Below are 16,414 nucleotides of genomic sequence, written 5' to 3' on the forward strand. Positions count from 1 at the left end.
TATCTCGACAGCAGAAGGCCAGTCTGCTAGCGGTTGCAAAACGTGTCCGCAACACAGGCGGGCCGGGGGGCGCCGTGTTTTGCCCCGATGAAAAATATCTCGGTACGACCGTGCAAACGGGGGCCGGAAGAGCCATTCCTGCAAAGACCGACATTCGGCCAGCATCGTACGTGCCGTTTCGGGTGCCGTCGCCAGCGGTTTAGGCTAGAATGCACGGCCTCAAAGCACACCCCCTTCCCGAGGCTGTCCCGAAGATGTTGATCCTGCGCGGCGCTCCTGCCCTTTCTGCCTTTCGCCACAGCAAACTCCTTGAGCAACTGAGCCAGAAGGTTCCGGCTGTCAGTGGCTTGTATGCTGAATTCGCTCACTTCGCCGAAGTCACCGGCGGTTTGACCGGCGACGAACAGCAGGTGCTCGCGCGCCTTCTGAAGTACGGTCCCAGTGTTCCTGTCCAGGAGCCGACCGGTCGTCTGTTCCTGGTGCTGCCACGTTTCGGCACCATTTCGCCATGGTCGAGCAAGGCCAGCGACATCGCCCGTAACTGCGGCCTGGCGAAAATCCAGCGCCTGGAGCGCGGCATTGCCTTTTATGTTGCCGGTGAGTTCAGCGAGGCCGAGGCCCAACTGATCGCCGAGGGCCTGCATGACCGCATGACCCAGATCGTCCTGGGCAACCTGGAGCAGGCCGCGGGCCTGTTCAGCCATGCCGAGCCAAAACCGCTGACCGCCATCGATGTGCTGGGCGGTGGCCGTGCCGCACTGGAAAAAGCCAACGCCGAACTGGGCCTGGCCCTGGCCGAAGACGAGATCGATTACCTGGTCAACGCCTTCCAGGGCTTGAAGCGCAACCCCCACGACATCGAACTGATGATGTTCGCCCAGGCCAACTCCGAGCACTGCCGGCACAAGATCTTCAACGCCAGTTGGGACATTGATGGCCAGAGCCAGGAAAAAAGCCTGTTCGGCATGATCAAGAACACCTATCAGATGCACAACGAAGGTGTGCTCTCGGCCTACAAGGACAACGCCGCGGTGATCGTCGGCAACGTCGCCGGGCGTTTCTACCCGAACCCTGAGACCCGCCAGTACGGTGCGGTCCAGGAGCCGGTGCACATCCTGATGAAGGTCGAGACTCACAACCACCCGACCGCCATCGCCCCGTTCCCGGGTGCGTCCACCGGTTCCGGTGGCGAGATCCGCGACGAAGGCGCCACCGGTCGCGGTGCCAAGCCCAAGGCTGGCCTGACCGGCTTCACCGTATCGAACCTGCAGATCCCGGGCTTTGAACAGCCGTGGGAAAAGCCGTACGGCAAGCCCGAGCGCATCGTCAACGCCCTGGACATCATGATCGAAGGTCCTCTTGGGGGCGCGGCGTTCAACAACGAATTCGGCCGTCCGGCCCTGACCGGTTACTTCCGTACCTTCGAGCAATCCATCACCACCCCTCGCGGTGAAGAAGTGCGCGGCTACCACAAGCCGATCATGCTCGCCGGCGGCATGGGCAACATCCGCGCCGAACACGTGCAGAAAGGCGAGATCCTGGTCGGTTCCAAGCTGATCGTCCTCGGTGGGCCGGCCATGCTGATCGGCCTGGGCGGCGGCGCCGCTTCCTCCATGGCCACCGGCACCAGCTCGGCGGACCTGGACTTCGCCTCGGTCCAGCGGGAAAACCCGGAAATGGAACGCCGTTGCCAGGAAGTCATCGACCGTTGCTGGCAGTTGGGTGAACACAACCCCATCAGCTTTATCCACGACGTCGGCGCGGGCGGCCTGTCCAACGCCTTCCCGGAACTGGTCAACGACGGTGGCCGTGGTGGCCGCTTCGAACTGCGCAACATTCCGAACGACGAGCCGGGCATGGCCCCGCACGAAATCTGGAGCAACGAATCCCAGGAACGTTACGTCCTGGCGGTCGGCCCGGCCGACTTCGAGCGTTTCCAGGCCATTTGCGAACGCGAGCGCTGCCCGTTCGCCGTGGTCGGCGAAGCCACTGCCGAGCCGCAACTGACCGTCACCGACAGCCACTTCGGCAACAGCCCGGTGGACATGCCGCTGGAAGTGCTGCTGGGCAAGGCTCCGCGCATGCACCGTTCGGCCGTTCGCGAAGCCGAGCTGGGCGATGATTTCGACCCGTCGACGCTCGACGTTGCCGATTCCATCGAACGCGTCCTGCACCACCCGGCCGTGGCGAGCAAAAGTTTCCTGATCACCATCGGCGACCGCACCATCACCGGCCTTGTGGCCCGTGATCAAATGGTCGGCCCGTGGCAGGTGCCGGTGGCCGACGTTGCCGTGACCGCCACCAGCTTCGACGTCTACACCGGCGAAGCCATGGCCATGGGTGAGCGCACGCCGTTGGCGTTGCTGGACGCTCCGGCGTCGGGCCGCATGGCGATTGGCGAGACCCTGACCAACATCGCGGCCTCGCGCATCGGCAAGATCTCCGACATCAAACTGTCGGCCAACTGGATGTCCGCCGCCGGTCACCCGGGTGAAGACGCCCGCCTGTACGACACCGTCAAGGCTGTCGGCATGGAGCTGTGCCCGGAGCTGGGCATCACCATTCCGGTGGGCAAGGACTCCATGTCCATGGCCACGCGCTGGAACGACGAAGGCGTGGACAAGAGCGTCACCTCGCCGCTGTCGCTGATCGTCACCGGTTTCGCCCCGGTCACCGACATCCGCCAAACCCTGACCCCGCAACTGCGCATGGACAAGGGCACCACCGACCTGATCCTGATCGACCTGGGCCGTGGCCAGAACCGCATGGGCGCCTCGATCCTCGCCCAGGTGCACGGCAAGCTCGGCTCGCAAGCGCCGGACGTCGACGATGCCGAAGACCTGAAGGCGTTCTTCGCGGTCATCCAGGGCCTCAACGCCGACGGTCATCTGCTGGCCTACCACGACCGTTCCGACGGTGGTTTGCTGACCACCGTGGTGGAAATGGCTTTCGCCGGCCATTGCGGCCTGAGCCTGACCCTCGACAGCGTTGCCGAGTCTACGGCTGAAATCCCGGCCATCCTGTTCAACGAGGAACTGGGCGCGGTGATCCAGGTTCGCCAGGACGCCACCCCGGACATCCTTGCCCAGTTCAGCGCAGCTGGCCTGGCCGACTGCGTCTCGGTGATCGGCCAGCCGATCAACAACGCCCACATCAACATCACCTTCAACGGCGACACCGTCTTCGAAGGCCAGCGCCGTCTGTTGCAGCGCCAGTGGGCGGAAACCAGCTACCAGATCCAGCGCCTGCGCGACAATGCCGACTGCGCCGAGCAGGAATTCGACGCGCTGCTGGAAGAAGACAACCCGGGCCTGAGCGCCAAGCTCAGCTACGACGTCAACGAAAACGTGGCCGCGCCTTACATCAAGAAAGGCATTCGCCCACAAGTGGCGGTGCTGCGTGAGCAGGGCGTCAACGGTCAGGTGGAAATGGCGGCTGCGTTCGACCGCGCCGGTTTCAACGCGATCGACGTGCACATGAGCGACATCCTGGCCGGCCGTGTCGACCTGAACGACTTCAAGGGCATGGTCGCCTGTGGCGGTTTCTCCTACGGCGACGTGCTGGGTGCCGGTGAAGGCTGGGCCAAGTCGGCACTGTTCAACAGCCGCGCCCGCGACGCGTTCCAGGGCTTCTTCGAACGCACCGACAGCTTCACCCTCGGCGTGTGCAACGGTTGCCAGATGATGTCCAACCTGCACGAGTTGATCCCGGGCAGCGAGTTCTGGCCGCACTTCGTGCGTAACCGTTCCGAGCAGTTCGAAGCGCGCGTGGCGATGGTCCAGGTCCAGGAATCCAACTCGATCTTCCTGCAGGGCATGGCCGGTTCGCGCATGCCGATCGCCATCGCCCACGGCGAAGGCCATGCGGAATTCGAAAGCGAAGAAGCCCTGCTCGAAGCCGATTTGTCCGGTTGCGTGTCGCTGCGGTTCGTCGACAACCACGGCAAGGTCACCGAAACCTACCCGGCCAACCCGAACGGTTCGCCGCGCGGGATCACCGGCCTGACCAGCCGCGACGGCCGCGTCACGATCATGATGCCGCACCCGGAACGTGTGTTCCGCGCGGTGCAGAACTCGTGGCGTTCGGACGACTGGAACGAAGACGCACCATGGATGCGCATGTTCCGCAACGCCCGCGTCTGGGTGAACTAAGACGGTGTACAAGCTCTGCTTCTTCGTCCCGGCCAGCCACCTGGACGTGGTCAAAAGCGCCGTATTCGCCGCCGGTGGCGGACGGATCGGCGCCTATGATCACTGCGCCTGGGAAGTGCTGGGCCTGGGCCAGTTCCGCCCCTTGGACGGCAGCCAGCCGTTCATTGGCGAAGCGGGGCAGGTCGAGCAGGTCGAGGAATGGAAAGTGGAGCTTGTCGTGGCCGATGAGTTGATTCGTGCGGCGGTGGCGGCGTTGAAGCAGAGCCATCCCTATGAGACACCGGCTTATGAAGTGTGGCGGTTGGAGGATTTTTGACCTTCCCCCGCTCGAATGAAAAACCCGCTGATTAGATCAGCGGGTTTTTTATTGCCCACGATAAATCCCCTCGCCACAAGGATCCTGGTCTGTCAGACGCGCCGAAGTTTCCGACATGTTTTTAAGGTTGTCCCTCGGAAGCGAGGGCTCTAGCCTTTGGGTGTCGCTGCCAATTCAGCGACCGGATTTGACCGTCCGAACTCACAAGACGCACCAGCGCACCAGGACCTATTTCAGGCGTTTTTCTTTCGTCTGAGGTATCGTGTCGCGGCGGCTGTGCGCGGGACGTCTTCGGACGTGCCGGTTTCCTTGTGAATCGGTCGGTCAACCCGCGTACAGCTGCCACTTTTTTGTTTGACCGCGAAATGGTGGTGGCTCCATCAACACAAGGAGCTGCACATGATCAAAGAAACCCCCAACCCTCCAAAACCCGCATCCACCTTCCCCTACGGCGACTACGCCCCCGACAAGCTGAAAGAAGCCGCCGACCGTGCGATGGACCACTACCTCAAGCCCGACGACAGCGAACCAGAACCCCAACCCTCGACGCAGTTGTTCACCGTCTCGGACAACGTCGATACCGAAGCCCTGCTAGCCAACCTCAGCGAAACCCTTGCTTCAGCCAATGCCATTCTCAGCGACCTTGCCTTCGATCTGGAAGGCTCGCGGCGGCACATGTTGTTGGGAGTGGCGCAGATAATTGAATTAGGGACGTTGTTGGCGAACAAGGCTTTGGATCGGGTAGAGCTTCGGACCTGATGCAAGTAAGTGCCGGCCTCATCGCGAGCAGGCTCGCTCCCACAAGGGACGGGTGTCGACCACAAGTTGTGAACACCACAAATCCACTGTGGGAGCGAGCCTGCTCGCGATAAATCGAAAGATGAATACAACAATCCCGGCAGAGCACTGAACCTGTAGCGAGCAAGCCTCAAGTGACAGCATCAGCCACCCTGTCGGGTAGATGGCATGGGTTTGAAAACTACTGGTGGATGTTTTCGAGCCGGCAAGCTTCTTTCTCGATGCCAATGCACTCGACCGGTTCACTCACGCCTTTCTCGAAGCGGCGTGCATTCATCAACAGGCCTCCCTTGATACCGCCGATGAATGCGAAGGCACCTTCACGGGAACCAGCGCTACGTACCGACAAATCCACCGCCGTGACATTAGGCCTGACTTCATACACCCAACCGCCGTTTTCTGCTTCCTGGGTTGCCCAGAGCTTGGCTTCGCTATAGTCGCGAAATGCCACAATGACCGATTGGGCCCGGGGAGACTCCGGCCACCTCACCGCTCTCAAATTCGCTGGCAAAGAGTTCCAGGCCCGTAACCCATTGGCAAGCGCATCCGCGCCCTGGACCGCTCGGATCCGCCGTGACCTGAAGCCAGGCGGTATACCACGGCTCCTCTTTGCCATCTGCCGGTGTTCCGGCGCCCCATGCATCGTGGCTGGGCTGCCACACACACGCGCACGCTACCGCGACGACAGCTGTCGCCCGGGTAAAACCGTTATGAGTTGTCATGATTTGATGTCTCATCTGGAACGGTGAAGCCCTGTCGAATCACATACGTCATGACTGCCTACGCTTCGACGTGACACGTCTCACTTTGAATTCTGCGGGGGCGACCTGCTGGGCAGAGCCTCGACCCACCGCATCAGTCCTGAGGATAGATCAAGGTGGGTGAGGCGGTTGCGTTGCGCTTCCGGGGACTTGTAACAAGAAGTGGGAGGGACATAGTCTCAAGACCTGACAATTCGGTGTGTCAGGCAAATTGAGTTGACTGCTTTGGGGCTGCTGAGCAGCCCAGCGGGAGCAAGCTCCCTCGCCACAAAGGCTTCTTGCAGTAAGGGCGTGGAGTTATGGACGGATCTCGATCATGGTGCCATCCGGCACCAGGTTCCACACCTCGCGCATGTCCACATTGCGCATAGCAATGCAGCCATCGGTCCAGTCCAGGGTGTGGAACAACTGCTCAGGGTTTTCTTCGGAATCAGGGGTGCCGTGGATCATGATCATGCCCCCCGGCTCCACGCCTTCGCGGCGGGCGCGGGCGGCGTCGCTGATGTTGGGGTAGGAAATGTGCATCGACAGGTAGAAGCGATCACTGGTCTTGCGCCAGTCCAGCCAATAGAAACCTTCAGGCGTGCGCTTGTCGCCCTCTATGAGCTTGGGGCCTTTTTTGGCGCCCTTGCCCAATGAAATGCGATAGGTCTTCAGTGGTTTGCCGTCGTTGATCAATTGCAATTGATGGGCGGACTTGAGCACCAGCACTTTTTCGATGGTCTTGCCGTTGTAGGTTCCCACCGCAGAAGCCTGGGACACCGCAGCGAACGACAAGCAGAACAGGACAAGCAACCAGCGCATTGAAACGATATCCCTAGAGGTGTCGCGGCTATTATGGATTTTTAGGTATTGGCAGGCTGGGCCAGCGGCGGGATCGATTCGGATCGCACCGGGTAGTCCTCGGTTCGCCGGTCAGCATAGAAGTATTCTAGGGTACGGCCCACCGTGCGGAAAGCCAGCTCGTCCCAGGGAATGTCCGCTTCGTCGAACAGTTTCACTTCCAGGCTCTCGGGCCCGGCGGCGAAATCTTCGTCCACCAGCTCGGCGCGGAAGAATACATGCACCTGGCTGATATGCGGAACATCGATCAGCGTATAAATGCTCAGGTTGCGCACGCGGGCGCAGGCTTCTTCGGCGGTCTCGCGCACGGCGGCCTGCTCGACGGTTTCGCCGTTCTCCATGAAACCTGCCGGCAATGTCCAGTAACCGCGCCGTGGCTCGATGGCACGTCGGCACAGCAGCACTTTGCTGCCCCAGGTCGGCACGCAACCGGCCACGATATTGGGGTTCTGGTAGTGGATGGTGTGGCAGGTATCGCAGACAAAGCGCAAGCGCGAGTCGCCTTCGGGGATACGCTGGGTTACCGGGTTACCGCACTGGCTGCAGAATTTCATGCTTGGGTTCCTGAATGCTGCGCCTATCTTGGCGTCTGCGGGCGGCTGTCGGCAAGTTGTCGTTTCGCGACACGTCGCAGTGCGGGGGTTGGGCGGCTTGCCTGATTGGTGCATGATGCAAGGTAGCGAATAAATCGAGAAGTCTCATGCTGGACGAGCTACTGCATCGAGTAAGCAACCATACCCCACGTGATCTGGAGACTGACCGACGTTTCCCTGAAGCGGCGGTGCTGGTGCCCATTACCCGCAGTGACGAGCCGGAACTGGTCCTGACCCTGCGCGCCAGCGGGCTTTCGACCCATGGCGGCGAAGTGGCATTTCCCGGTGGGCGTCGCGACCCGGAAGACCCGGACCTGATTTTCACCGCCTTGCGCGAAGCCGAAGAAGAAATCGGCCTGCCCCCCGGCCTGGTGGAAGTGATCGGCCCCCTCAGTCCCTTGATCTCGCTGCACGGCATCAAGGTCACGCCCTACGTGGGGGTGATTCCCGATTACGTCGAATACCAGGCCAACGATGCCGAGATCGCCGCGGTGTTCAGCGTACCGCTGGAGTTCTTTCGCAAGGATCCGCGCGAGCACACTCACCGCATCGACTACCAGGGCTGCAGTTGGTATGTGCCCAGCTATCGTTTTGGCGAGTACAAGATCTGGGGCCTGACGGCGATCATGGTGGTCGAGCTGGTGAACCTGATGTTCGACGCCGGCATCGACCTGCACACCCCGCCCAAGACTTTCATCAATACCTGAAGCCCCGAGGAACCTCATGAAATACCGCCTGGGTGATGCCCGTGTCGAAACCCACCCACAGAGCTGGGTCGCCCCCAACGCCACATTGGTGGGCAAGGTTCGCCTCGAAGAAGGCGCCAATGTCTGGTTCAACGCGGTGCTGCGTGGCGATAACGAACTGATCCTGATCGGCAAAAACAGCAACGTGCAGGACGGCACCGTGATGCACACCGACATGGGCTTTCCGCTGACCATCGGCACCGGCGTGACCATCGGCCATAACGCCATGCTTCACGGTTGCACGGTGGGGGACTACAGCCTTATCGGCATCAATGCGGTGATCCTCAACGGCGCGAAGATCGGCAAGAACTGCATCATCGGCGCCAACTCGCTGATCGGCGAAGGCAAGGAGATTCCTGACGGTTCGCTGGTGATGGGCTCACCCGGCAAGGTTGTGCGGGAATTGACCGAAGCGCAGAAGAAGATGCTCGAGGCCAGCGCGGCGCACTATGTTCACAACGCGCAGCGCTACGCCCGCGACTTGGCCGAGCAAGAGCAATGAACCCGCCAGAACGCCCGGTTCCGTCGCCCTGCGTGAACATCTGCGCCCTGGACGATGACGACATCTGCACCGGCTGCCAGCGCACCGTGGCGGAAATCACCCGTTGGAGCCGGATGGACAACGATGAGCGACGCAGTGTTCTGGCGTTGTGTCATGAAAGGGCCAAGGCCAGTGGGTTGGTGTGGATGTTGCCGGTGAGGCGCTGACGCCCACACAAGACTCTGTAGGAGCACATACCTGTGGGAGCAAAGCTTGCTCGCGATGCAGGCACCCAGGTCGTCAGGTGGACCGCGTGATCGTTCATCGCGGGCAAGCCTTGCTCCCACAGGTTTGGCTTCCACAGATATTTTTCCTCAAAGTCTTTATTTCAGCGACGCCACCGATCCAAACCCACCACCCCCAGCGCAATCGCGACAAACCCCGCCAATATCCCTGCGGCATTGATGAGCACCTGTGGATAACCCAGGTTCGCCACGTCAATGAAAGGGTAGGGGTACGCCGCCAGTAATTCCCCCCGCAGCAGGAGCCACGCGAAGTACACCACCGGATAAATCATCCACAGCCCGATGTGCTTCATGCGCAAGGTGCCCTTGGGCACGCAGAACCACCAGTAGGTCATGAACAGCAACGGCATGACGTCGTGCAGCAATTCGTCGGCCACGAACTGCCAGCCTTCGGGTTGCCACAGATGTCGCAGCAGCAGGTTGTAGGCCAGGCCGACCAAGGTAATGCTCACGGTAATGCCGCTGCTGACCCCCGGCTGCAAGAACCAGCGCCGGGCCGGCGATTCTCGCTGGATCAGTTCCCAGGTCAGCACCACGGCCACCAGGGTGTTGGTCAGCACGGTGAAGAAACTGAGAAAGTTCACCAGGCCGCCGAGCAAGCTCGCGCCCAGTTCCCAGCGACCGAGCAGGATCAGGTACAACTGGATGCTCAACCCCGCCCAGCCCAACAGGGCCGCCACTGACACGAAACATTGTCGCAGCGCGGGGCGCCGACGGATCTGAATGTCCACGGCTCAGACCGGTCGTTTGGTGCGCATCAGCTTGATGTACAGCCGCTCGACTTTCTCCCGCGCCCACGGCGTCTTGCGCAAAAAGGTCAGGCTGGACTTGATGCTCGGGTCGCTCTTGAAGCAACGAATGTCGATGCGCTCGGCCAGACCCGACCATTCGTAGTGCTGCACCAGGGCGTTGAGAATCTGCTCCAGCGTCACGCCGTGCAGCGGGTTGTTGTTGGATTCGGTCATGGGAGGCCTTCGCGCAAAGAGGTGTAAAGCCGCGCACCTTAGCCGAGGTGCCCGCGTGGTGGAAGTATCACTGAAACGCTGCCTGTTTGTTTCGCGGCTTTGCGCAACGCCTACTGTTACCGAATCCGAAATGATTCATGTCAGTAAAAGGCCTTTCTCTATTTGTAACAGGACATTATCCTTGCGCCGCCTGCTGAAACGCTTCTTCTGCCGTGCCAAAGCCCCCGGCGTTCAGCGATTCCCCTAAAAAGATCAAGAATTCCTTCTTTATGTTCGATGTTCAGACTCTGCAAGACAGCGCTGTCCGGCACTGTATTGCCGCCAGAAACACCCTTCACCTGATGGCCGGTCTCGGCGTCTTGGGCATTGCCATCGGCGCTCAGGCCGCTCCCGCGTTCGACAGCGACTCACCCTGGATGCTGGGTGACTGGAACGGCACGCGAAGCGAACTCGCGAAAAAAGGCTACGACTTCAAGTTCGATTACACCGGCGAAATGGGCAGCAACCTGCACGGCGGCTACGACCATGACCGCACCGCTCGCTACAGCGACCAGTTCGCCTTCGGCACGCACCTGGACCTGCAGAAAATCCTCGGTTGGCACGCCGCCGAGTTTCAACTGACGGTCACCGAGCGCAGCGGCAATAACATCAGCAATGACCGGATCAACGACCCGCGCGTTGGCGGTTTCACTTCCGCCCAGGAAGTCTGGGGCCGTGGCCAGACCTGGCGGTTGACGCAGATGTGGTATCAGCAGGCATTTTTCGATGACCGGCTCGATATCAAGGCCGGTCGTTTCGGTGAGGGCGAGGATTTCAACAGCTTCCCCTGCGACTTCCAGAACCTGGCGTTCTGCGGCTCGCAAGTGGGCAACTGGGTGGGCGGCATCTGGTACAACTGGCCGGTCAGCCAGTGGGCGCTGCGGGTCAAGTATCACCTCACACCTGAGCTGTATGCGCAGATCGGGGCTTATGAACAAAACCCCTCGAACCTGGAAACCGGTAACGGCTTCAAGCTCAGCGGCAGCGGCACCCAGGGCGCCGTAGTGCCGGTGGAGCTGGTGTGGTCGCCCAAGTTCAATGGCCTGCCGGGCGAATACCGCGCCGGTTATTACTACAGCAGTGCCAATGCCACCGACGCCTACAAGGATCGCAACGGCCAGCCGGCCGCCCTGAGCGGCGAGGCGTATCGCAGCGCGTCGAGCAAGCATGGCGTGTGGTTGGGGGCGCAACAGCAACTGACCAGTGTCGCCAGTGATCATTCCCGTGGCCTGAGTGTGTTCGCCAACGCCACGATGCACGACAAGAAAACCAACGCCATCGACCACTATGTCCAGGCCGGTCTCGTCTACAAGGGGCTGTTCGACGCCCGCGCCAGGGATGACATCGGTTTTGCCCTGGCTCGGGTTCACGTCAACCCGGCTTACCGCAAGAACGCCGAGGCCACCAACCAGGCCCGCGCCGTCCAGGGTTACGACAACCCGGCCTTTTTGCCGCCTCAGGACACCGAGTACAGCGCCGAGTTGTATTACGGCGTACACGTGACGAACTGGCTGACCGTGCGCCCGAACCTGCAGTACATCCGCCATCCAGGTGGCGTGGACAAGGTCGATGACGCGCTGATTGGCGGGATCAAGATTCAGTCGTCGTTCTAGTCAGTGCACAAGACCCTTGTGGGAGCGAGCCTGCTCGCGGTAGCGATTTCACATCCAACATTGAAGTCGACTGTCACGCCGCCATCGCGAGCAGGCTCGCTCCCACAGCAACCGCTTCAACCCAATTACCTCTTTCAACTGAACCATGCCCCCTCAAGATCGTCATCTACAGTGACTACTTGCGCGGGACTCCTTAAAACCTCACGGAGAATCACACTATGAGCACTGAGGGTGCTATGAGTCGAAGCCGTCTGCTACCGAGCCTGCTCGGCATTCTGCTTCTATTGATGGGCCTGGCCCTGTTGGCGGGGGGAATCAAGCTGAGCACGCTTGGCGGCTCGCTGTATTACCTGCTGGCCGGTATCGGCCTGGCGCTGACCGGCGTGCTGCTGATCATGGCCCGGCGTGCGGCCCTGGGCCTGTACGCGCTGGTGCTGTTCGCCAGCACGGTGTGGGCGCTGTGGGAAGTGGGCCTGGACTGGTGGCAACTGGTGCCGCGCCTGGCAATGCTGTTTGCCTTGGGCATCGTCATGTTGCTGCCGTGGTTCCGCCGTCCACTGTTGACCCCCGACGCTTCGCCCATGGGCACCCGTGCTTTGGGCGCCGCCGTGGTCATTGCCGGCATCACCGCGCTCGCCAGCCAGTTCACCAATCCGGGTGAAATCGAGGGCCAACTGGACCGCGACAGCGTGCCTGGCATGACCAACACCGCCCCGGCGATGCCGGACGGGGATTGGAACTCCTATGGCCGCAGTGCCCATGGTGACCGTTATTCGCCCCTGGCGCAGATCACCCCCGAGAACGTCAGCAAGCTGGAACCGGCCTGGACCTATCGCACTGGCGACCTGCCAGGGCCGAACGACCCGGGTGAGACCACGGCGGAAAACACACCGCTGAAGGTCAACGGCATGCTCTACGTGTGCACGCCCCACAGCCAGGTGATTGCTCTGGAGCCTGAAACCGGCAAGGAAATCTGGCGGTTCGATCCGAAGCTTTCCACGCAGAAAGCGGAAAACTTCAAGGGCTGGGCCCACATGACCTGCCGCGGCGTGACCTATCACGATGACGCGGTGTACGCCTCGGCCGAGCAAAGCCCGACCGGCGTGGCCAGCACCACGCCGGCCAGCACCGTGTGCCCACGCCGGATCTTCCTGCCGACCGCCGACACGCGCCTGATCGCGCTGAACGCCGACACCGGCAAGATGTGTGAAGACTTCGGTGACAAGGGCCAGGTCGACCTGACCGCCAACATTGGCGGTTTCACGGCCGGCGGTTACTACTCCACGTCGCCACCGGCCGTGACCCAGAACCTGGTGGTGATCGGTGGCCACGTCACCGATAACGTCTCCACCGACGAGCCAAGCGGGGTCATCCGCGCCTATGACGTGCACACCGGCGAGCTGGTGTGGAACTGGGACAGCGGCAACCCGGACGACACCACGCCGATTGCCGAAGGCCAGACCTACACCCGTAACTCGCCGAACATGTGGTCCATGTTCAGCGTCGATGAAAAACTCGGCATGCTCTACCTGCCGATGGGTAACCAGACGCCCGACCAGTTCGGTGGTTTCCGTACACCAGAATCGGAGAAATACGCCGCCGGCCTGACCGCGCTGGATATCGCCACCGGCAAGGTGCGCTGGTACTTCCAGTTCACCCACCACGACCTGTGGGACATGGACGTAGGCGGGCAACCGACGCTAATGGACTTGAAAACCGCCGATGGCGTGAAGCCGGCGGTACTGGCATCGACCAAGCAGGGCAGCATCTACGTGCTGGACCGCAGCAATGGTCAGCCGATCGTGCCGATCAAGGAGATCCCGGTGCCGCAAGGCGCGGTAGAGGGTGACTACACCTCGCCGACCCAGCCGATGTCCGACCTGAACTTCGTGCCGCCGGTCCTCCAGGAACGCGACATGTGGGGCGTGACCCCGTTCGACCAGATGCTGTGCCGGATCGACTTCAAGTCGCTGCGCTACGAAGGCATGTTCACGCCGCCGTCGCTGCAAGGCTCGATCGTCTACCCAGGTAACTTCGGTGTGTTTGACTGGGGCGGTATTTCGGTTGATCCGGTACGCCAGATCGCTTTCGTCAATCCGAGCTACATGGCGTTCAAGTCGAAACTGGTTCCTGCGGCCGAAGTGGCCGGCGGTCCGGGGCGCAAGAGCGAGACCGAAGGCGTGCAGCCGAACAAAGGCGCGCCGTATGGCGTGATCCTCGAAGCGCTGCTTTCGCCAATGGGCCTGCCTTGCCAGGCACCGGCCTGGGGTTATGTGGCGGCCGTTGACCTGACCAACAACAAAACTCTGTGGATGCACAAGAACGGCACCGTGCGTGACAGCTCGCCGGTACCGATCCCGCTGAGCATGGGCGTACCGAGCCTGGGCGGCGCCTTCACCACCGCCAGTGGCCTGGCGTTCCTGAGCGGTACCCTCGACCAGTACCTGCGTGCCTATGACGTGAAAAACGGCAAGCAACTGTGGGAAGGCCGCCTGCCAGCGGGTGCCCAGACCACGCCGATGACCTACACCGGCAAGGACGGAAAGCAATACGTGCTGGTCGTCGCGGGTGGCCATGGTTCCCTGGGTACCAAGCAGGGTGACTATGTGATCGCCTATAAACTGCCGGATTAAGCGGGAGTGATCGTTCCCACGCTCCTGCGTGGGAATGCATCCTCCGACGCTCTGCGTCACCGTTTCAGAAGCGGAACGCGGAGCGTCCCTGGCGGCGTTCCCACGCTGAGCATGGGAACGATCTGGGGTAAACCGGCGCTCATGAAAAAGGCGACACCTTTGCGGGTGTCGCCTTTTTCTTTAGCCCAATGTCATCCCAAGTTAGCTGTGGGAGCATAGCTTGCTCGCGATGCTGGCGCCCTGGTCTTCAGTTGGACCGCGTTATCGTTCATCGCGGGCAAGCCTTGCTCCCACAGATCACCATGAGGCAAGCGATACTGCTTACAACTCGATCTTGACGGCTTGGGAAGCCCGGGTCGCCTTGGCGCGGGCGGCGTCGATGGACTCGTCTCGCGCCAGGGCCACGCCCAGGCGGCGCTGGCCGTTGACTTCCGGTTTACCGAACAGGCGCAGGGCGGTGTCCGGTTCGGCCAGGGCTGCGCCGAGGTTGGCGAAAGCGGTCTGGGTCGACTGGCCTTCCACCAGGATCACCGCCGAGGCCGATGGGCCGAACTGGCGGATCAGCGGGATCGGCAGGCCGAGGATGGCGCGGGCGTGCAGGGCGAACTGCGACAGGTCTTGGGAAATCAGCGTCACCAGGCCGGTGTCGTGTGGGCGCGGCGAGACTTCGCTGAACCACACCTGGTCACCCTTGATGAACAGCTCGACGCCAAACAGGCCGCGACCACCCAAGGCTTCGGTCACGGCTTTAGCCACGCGCTCGGATTCAGCCAGGGCCACCGGGCTCATGGCCTGGGGCTGCCAGGATTCCTGATAGTCGCCTTTTTCCTGGCGGTGACCGACCGGTGCGCAGAAGGTGGTGCCGCCAACATGGCGTACGGTAAGCAGGGTGATTTCATAGTCGAAATCGATGAAGCCCTCGATGATCACCCGGCCCTTGCCGGCACGGCCGCCTTCCTGGGCGTAGTCCCAGGCTTTCTGCACGTCATCGGCACTGCGCAGCAGGCTCTGGCCCTTGCCCGAAGAACTCATCACCGGCTTTACCACGCACGGGAAGCCCAGGGTTTCAACGGCCTTGCGGTAGTCTTCCACGGTGTCGGCGAAGAAGTACGGCGAGGTCGGCAGACCCAACTCTTCGGCGGCCAGGCGCCGGATGCCTTCGCGGTTCATGGTCAGTTGCGCGGCGCGGGCGGTGGGGATCACGGTGAAGCCTTCAGCTTCCAGTTCCACCAGCGTGGCGGTGGCGATGGCTTCGATTTCCGGCACGATGAAGTGCGGCTTCTCGGCCTCGATCACCGCGCGCAGGGCGGCGCCATCGAGCATGTTGATCACATGGCTGCGATGGGCCACTTGCATGGCCGGCGCGTTGGCGTAGCGATCCACGGCAATCACTTCAACGCCCAGGCGCTGCAGTTCGATTACCACTTCCTTGCCCAGTTCACCGCTGCCACACAACAAAACGCGGGTCGCGGTGGGCGACAATGGAGTTCCGATACGGGTCATCTGAAGGTCCTCAAACAGGAGCGGAGCATCGAGGGTCGCGCGCCGGGCGAGCTTCCCATGGGGAGAAAGCGCGGCATTTTACATGAACCGCAGGTTTTGGCTTCAGCCGGTGACGGCCTGTTTGCGCAAACGCCAGGCCATGATCAGCCACACTGCCGTGACCCCGGCGAATTTCGAGACCAGCGCGGTGATCACCACAGCCGGTGTCAGGGCATCGATCATGCCGAAGAAAATGAAGGTGTCCAGGGGAATGCTCAGGGCCGAACTGATCCACAACCGGTCATGCAGCGGACGCTTGGTGATGGAGAACACCAGCCAGTCAATGCATTCGGATACCGCGAACGCCGTGGCGCTGGCCAGGGCAATGGTCGGGTCGGAGGTGACGTAGGACAACACCAGCGCCACCAGCATCGCCACGATGGCGCCGTGGCCGAATCGAGTTTGCACCATGTCGCGCAGGACAAACACCAGCCCGCCCCAGGCCGACCAGATGATGTCCAGGTGCGGCGCGGCGGAAAACGCGAAGTTGATCAGCACGACGCTGCTGATATAGGCGATCAGGAAAAGCATGGATCGGGGTACCTGGTGGTGACGGATAAAGTGCGATAGCCCCTGTGGCGAGGGAGCAAGCTCCCTCGCCACAGGGGTTGTGTTCAGTCAATGGTGG

The 16,414-nt window shown here is 61.6% G+C and carries 15 protein-coding genes; 8 read left to right on the forward strand and 7 right to left on the reverse strand.

All coding sequences use genetic code 11. The annotated features are described in order from the left end of the window. Window positions 1-254: 254 nt before the first annotated feature. From purL to PSEUDOMOFG3G_RS03520, 3 genes are all read left to right on the forward strand, one after another. Window positions 255-4,151: a phosphoribosylformylglycinamidine synthase gene (gene purL / locus PSEUDOMOFG3G_RS03510; RefSeq protein WP_139049218.1), complete on the forward strand. Its 3,897-nt coding sequence runs from the start codon at window positions 255-257 to the stop codon at window positions 4,149-4,151. A 4-nt stretch (window positions 4,152-4,155) separates the two neighbouring features. Beyond that, window positions 4,156-4,467 (forward strand): YqfO family protein, encoded by a 312-nt coding sequence (locus PSEUDOMOFG3G_RS03515; RefSeq protein ID WP_139049219.1) that lies wholly within the window; start codon window positions 4,156-4,158, stop codon window positions 4,465-4,467. A gap of 399 nt (window positions 4,468-4,866) precedes the next feature. Beyond that, window positions 4,867-5,226 carry a DUF6124 family protein gene (locus tag PSEUDOMOFG3G_RS03520; protein ID WP_139049220.1) on the forward strand — a complete coding sequence of 120 codons (360 nt, stop codon included), beginning with the start codon at window positions 4,867-4,869 and terminating at the stop codon, window positions 5,224-5,226. Window positions 5,227-5,446: 220 nt separating this feature from the next. Here PSEUDOMOFG3G_RS03520 and PSEUDOMOFG3G_RS03525 read toward each other — a convergent pair whose 3' ends face one another. The 3 genes from PSEUDOMOFG3G_RS03525 to PSEUDOMOFG3G_RS03535 all read right to left on the reverse strand — a co-directional run bounded on the left by PSEUDOMOFG3G_RS03525 (window position 5,447) and on the right by PSEUDOMOFG3G_RS03535 (window position 7,423). Beyond that, entirely contained in the window at window positions 5,447-5,716 is a 270-nt protein-coding gene (locus tag PSEUDOMOFG3G_RS03525) for a hypothetical protein (RefSeq protein ID WP_139049221.1), read from the reverse strand. 607 nt (window positions 5,717-6,323) lie between these two features. Beyond that, window positions 6,324-6,830: a murein L,D-transpeptidase family protein gene (locus PSEUDOMOFG3G_RS03530; protein ID WP_092456392.1), complete on the reverse strand. Its 507-nt coding sequence runs from the start codon at window positions 6,828-6,830 to the stop codon at window positions 6,324-6,326. A gap of 41 nt (window positions 6,831-6,871) precedes the next feature. Then, the gene (locus PSEUDOMOFG3G_RS03535; RefSeq protein ID WP_047228890.1) at window positions 6,872-7,423 is read right to left on the reverse strand and encodes an NUDIX hydrolase; all 552 of its coding nucleotides are present in this window, start codon (window positions 7,421-7,423) and stop codon (window positions 6,872-6,874) included. Window positions 7,424-7,569: 146 nt separating this feature from the next. On the opposite strand from PSEUDOMOFG3G_RS03535, the gene PSEUDOMOFG3G_RS03540 reads away from it, so the two are divergent. From PSEUDOMOFG3G_RS03540 to PSEUDOMOFG3G_RS03550, 3 genes are read left to right on the forward strand one after another with little or no spacing between them, the layout of a single operon-like run. Continuing rightward, on the forward strand, window positions 7,570-8,169 hold the full coding sequence (locus tag PSEUDOMOFG3G_RS03540; protein ID WP_047228891.1) for a CoA pyrophosphatase: 600 nt from the start codon (window positions 7,570-7,572) through the stop codon (window positions 8,167-8,169). 16 nt (window positions 8,170-8,185) lie between these two features. Then, a complete protein-coding gene (locus tag PSEUDOMOFG3G_RS03545) occupies window positions 8,186-8,710 on the forward strand; it encodes a gamma carbonic anhydrase family protein (RefSeq protein ID WP_092456398.1) in 525 nt (174 codons plus the stop codon). Further along, window positions 8,707-8,916, forward strand: coding sequence for a DUF1289 domain-containing protein (locus tag PSEUDOMOFG3G_RS03550; protein WP_047228893.1), 210 nt, complete (start codon window positions 8,707-8,709; stop codon window positions 8,914-8,916). Before PSEUDOMOFG3G_RS03545 ends, PSEUDOMOFG3G_RS03550 begins: the two co-directional genes overlap by 4 nt. 161 nt (window positions 8,917-9,077) lie before the next feature. Here the strand turns inward: PSEUDOMOFG3G_RS03550 and PSEUDOMOFG3G_RS03555 are convergent, their stop codons facing one another. Beyond that, window positions 9,078-9,725 (reverse strand): Pr6Pr family membrane protein, encoded by a 648-nt coding sequence (locus PSEUDOMOFG3G_RS03555; protein ID WP_047228894.1) that lies wholly within the window; start codon window positions 9,723-9,725, stop codon window positions 9,078-9,080. Window positions 9,726-9,728: 3 nt separating this feature from the next. Next, complete coding sequence (locus tag PSEUDOMOFG3G_RS03560; RefSeq protein ID WP_047228895.1) at window positions 9,729-9,959, reverse strand: VF530 family DNA-binding protein; 231 nt, start codon at window positions 9,957-9,959, stop codon at window positions 9,729-9,731. A 269-nt stretch (window positions 9,960-10,228) separates the two neighbouring features. On the opposite strand from PSEUDOMOFG3G_RS03560, the gene PSEUDOMOFG3G_RS03565 reads away from it, so the two are divergent. Beyond that, window positions 10,229-11,611 (forward strand): carbohydrate porin, encoded by a 1,383-nt coding sequence (locus PSEUDOMOFG3G_RS03565; RefSeq protein ID WP_139049222.1) that lies wholly within the window; start codon window positions 10,229-10,231, stop codon window positions 11,609-11,611. A gap of 218 nt (window positions 11,612-11,829) precedes the next feature. After that, the gene (locus tag PSEUDOMOFG3G_RS03570) at window positions 11,830-14,244 is read left to right on the forward strand and encodes a glucose/quinate/shikimate family membrane-bound PQQ-dependent dehydrogenase (protein ID WP_139049223.1); all 2,415 of its coding nucleotides are present in this window, start codon (window positions 11,830-11,832) and stop codon (window positions 14,242-14,244) included. Between the two features lie 321 nt (window positions 14,245-14,565). On the opposite strand, the gene purT is transcribed toward PSEUDOMOFG3G_RS03570, so the two are convergent. Then, complete coding sequence (gene purT / locus PSEUDOMOFG3G_RS03575; protein ID WP_047228898.1) at window positions 14,566-15,747, reverse strand: formate-dependent phosphoribosylglycinamide formyltransferase; 1,182 nt, start codon at window positions 15,745-15,747, stop codon at window positions 14,566-14,568. A gap of 102 nt (window positions 15,748-15,849) precedes the next feature. Next, window positions 15,850-16,317, reverse strand: a complete 468-nt coding sequence (locus tag PSEUDOMOFG3G_RS03580) for a preQ0 transporter (RefSeq protein WP_047228899.1) — start codon at window positions 16,315-16,317, stop codon at window positions 15,850-15,852. Window positions 16,318-16,414 lie beyond the last annotated feature (97 nt).

It is taken from the genome of Pseudomonas sp. FG-3G, from assembly GCF_901007645.1.
GTDB lineage: Bacteria > Pseudomonadota > Gammaproteobacteria > Pseudomonadales > Pseudomonadaceae > Aquipseudomonas > Aquipseudomonas rhizophila.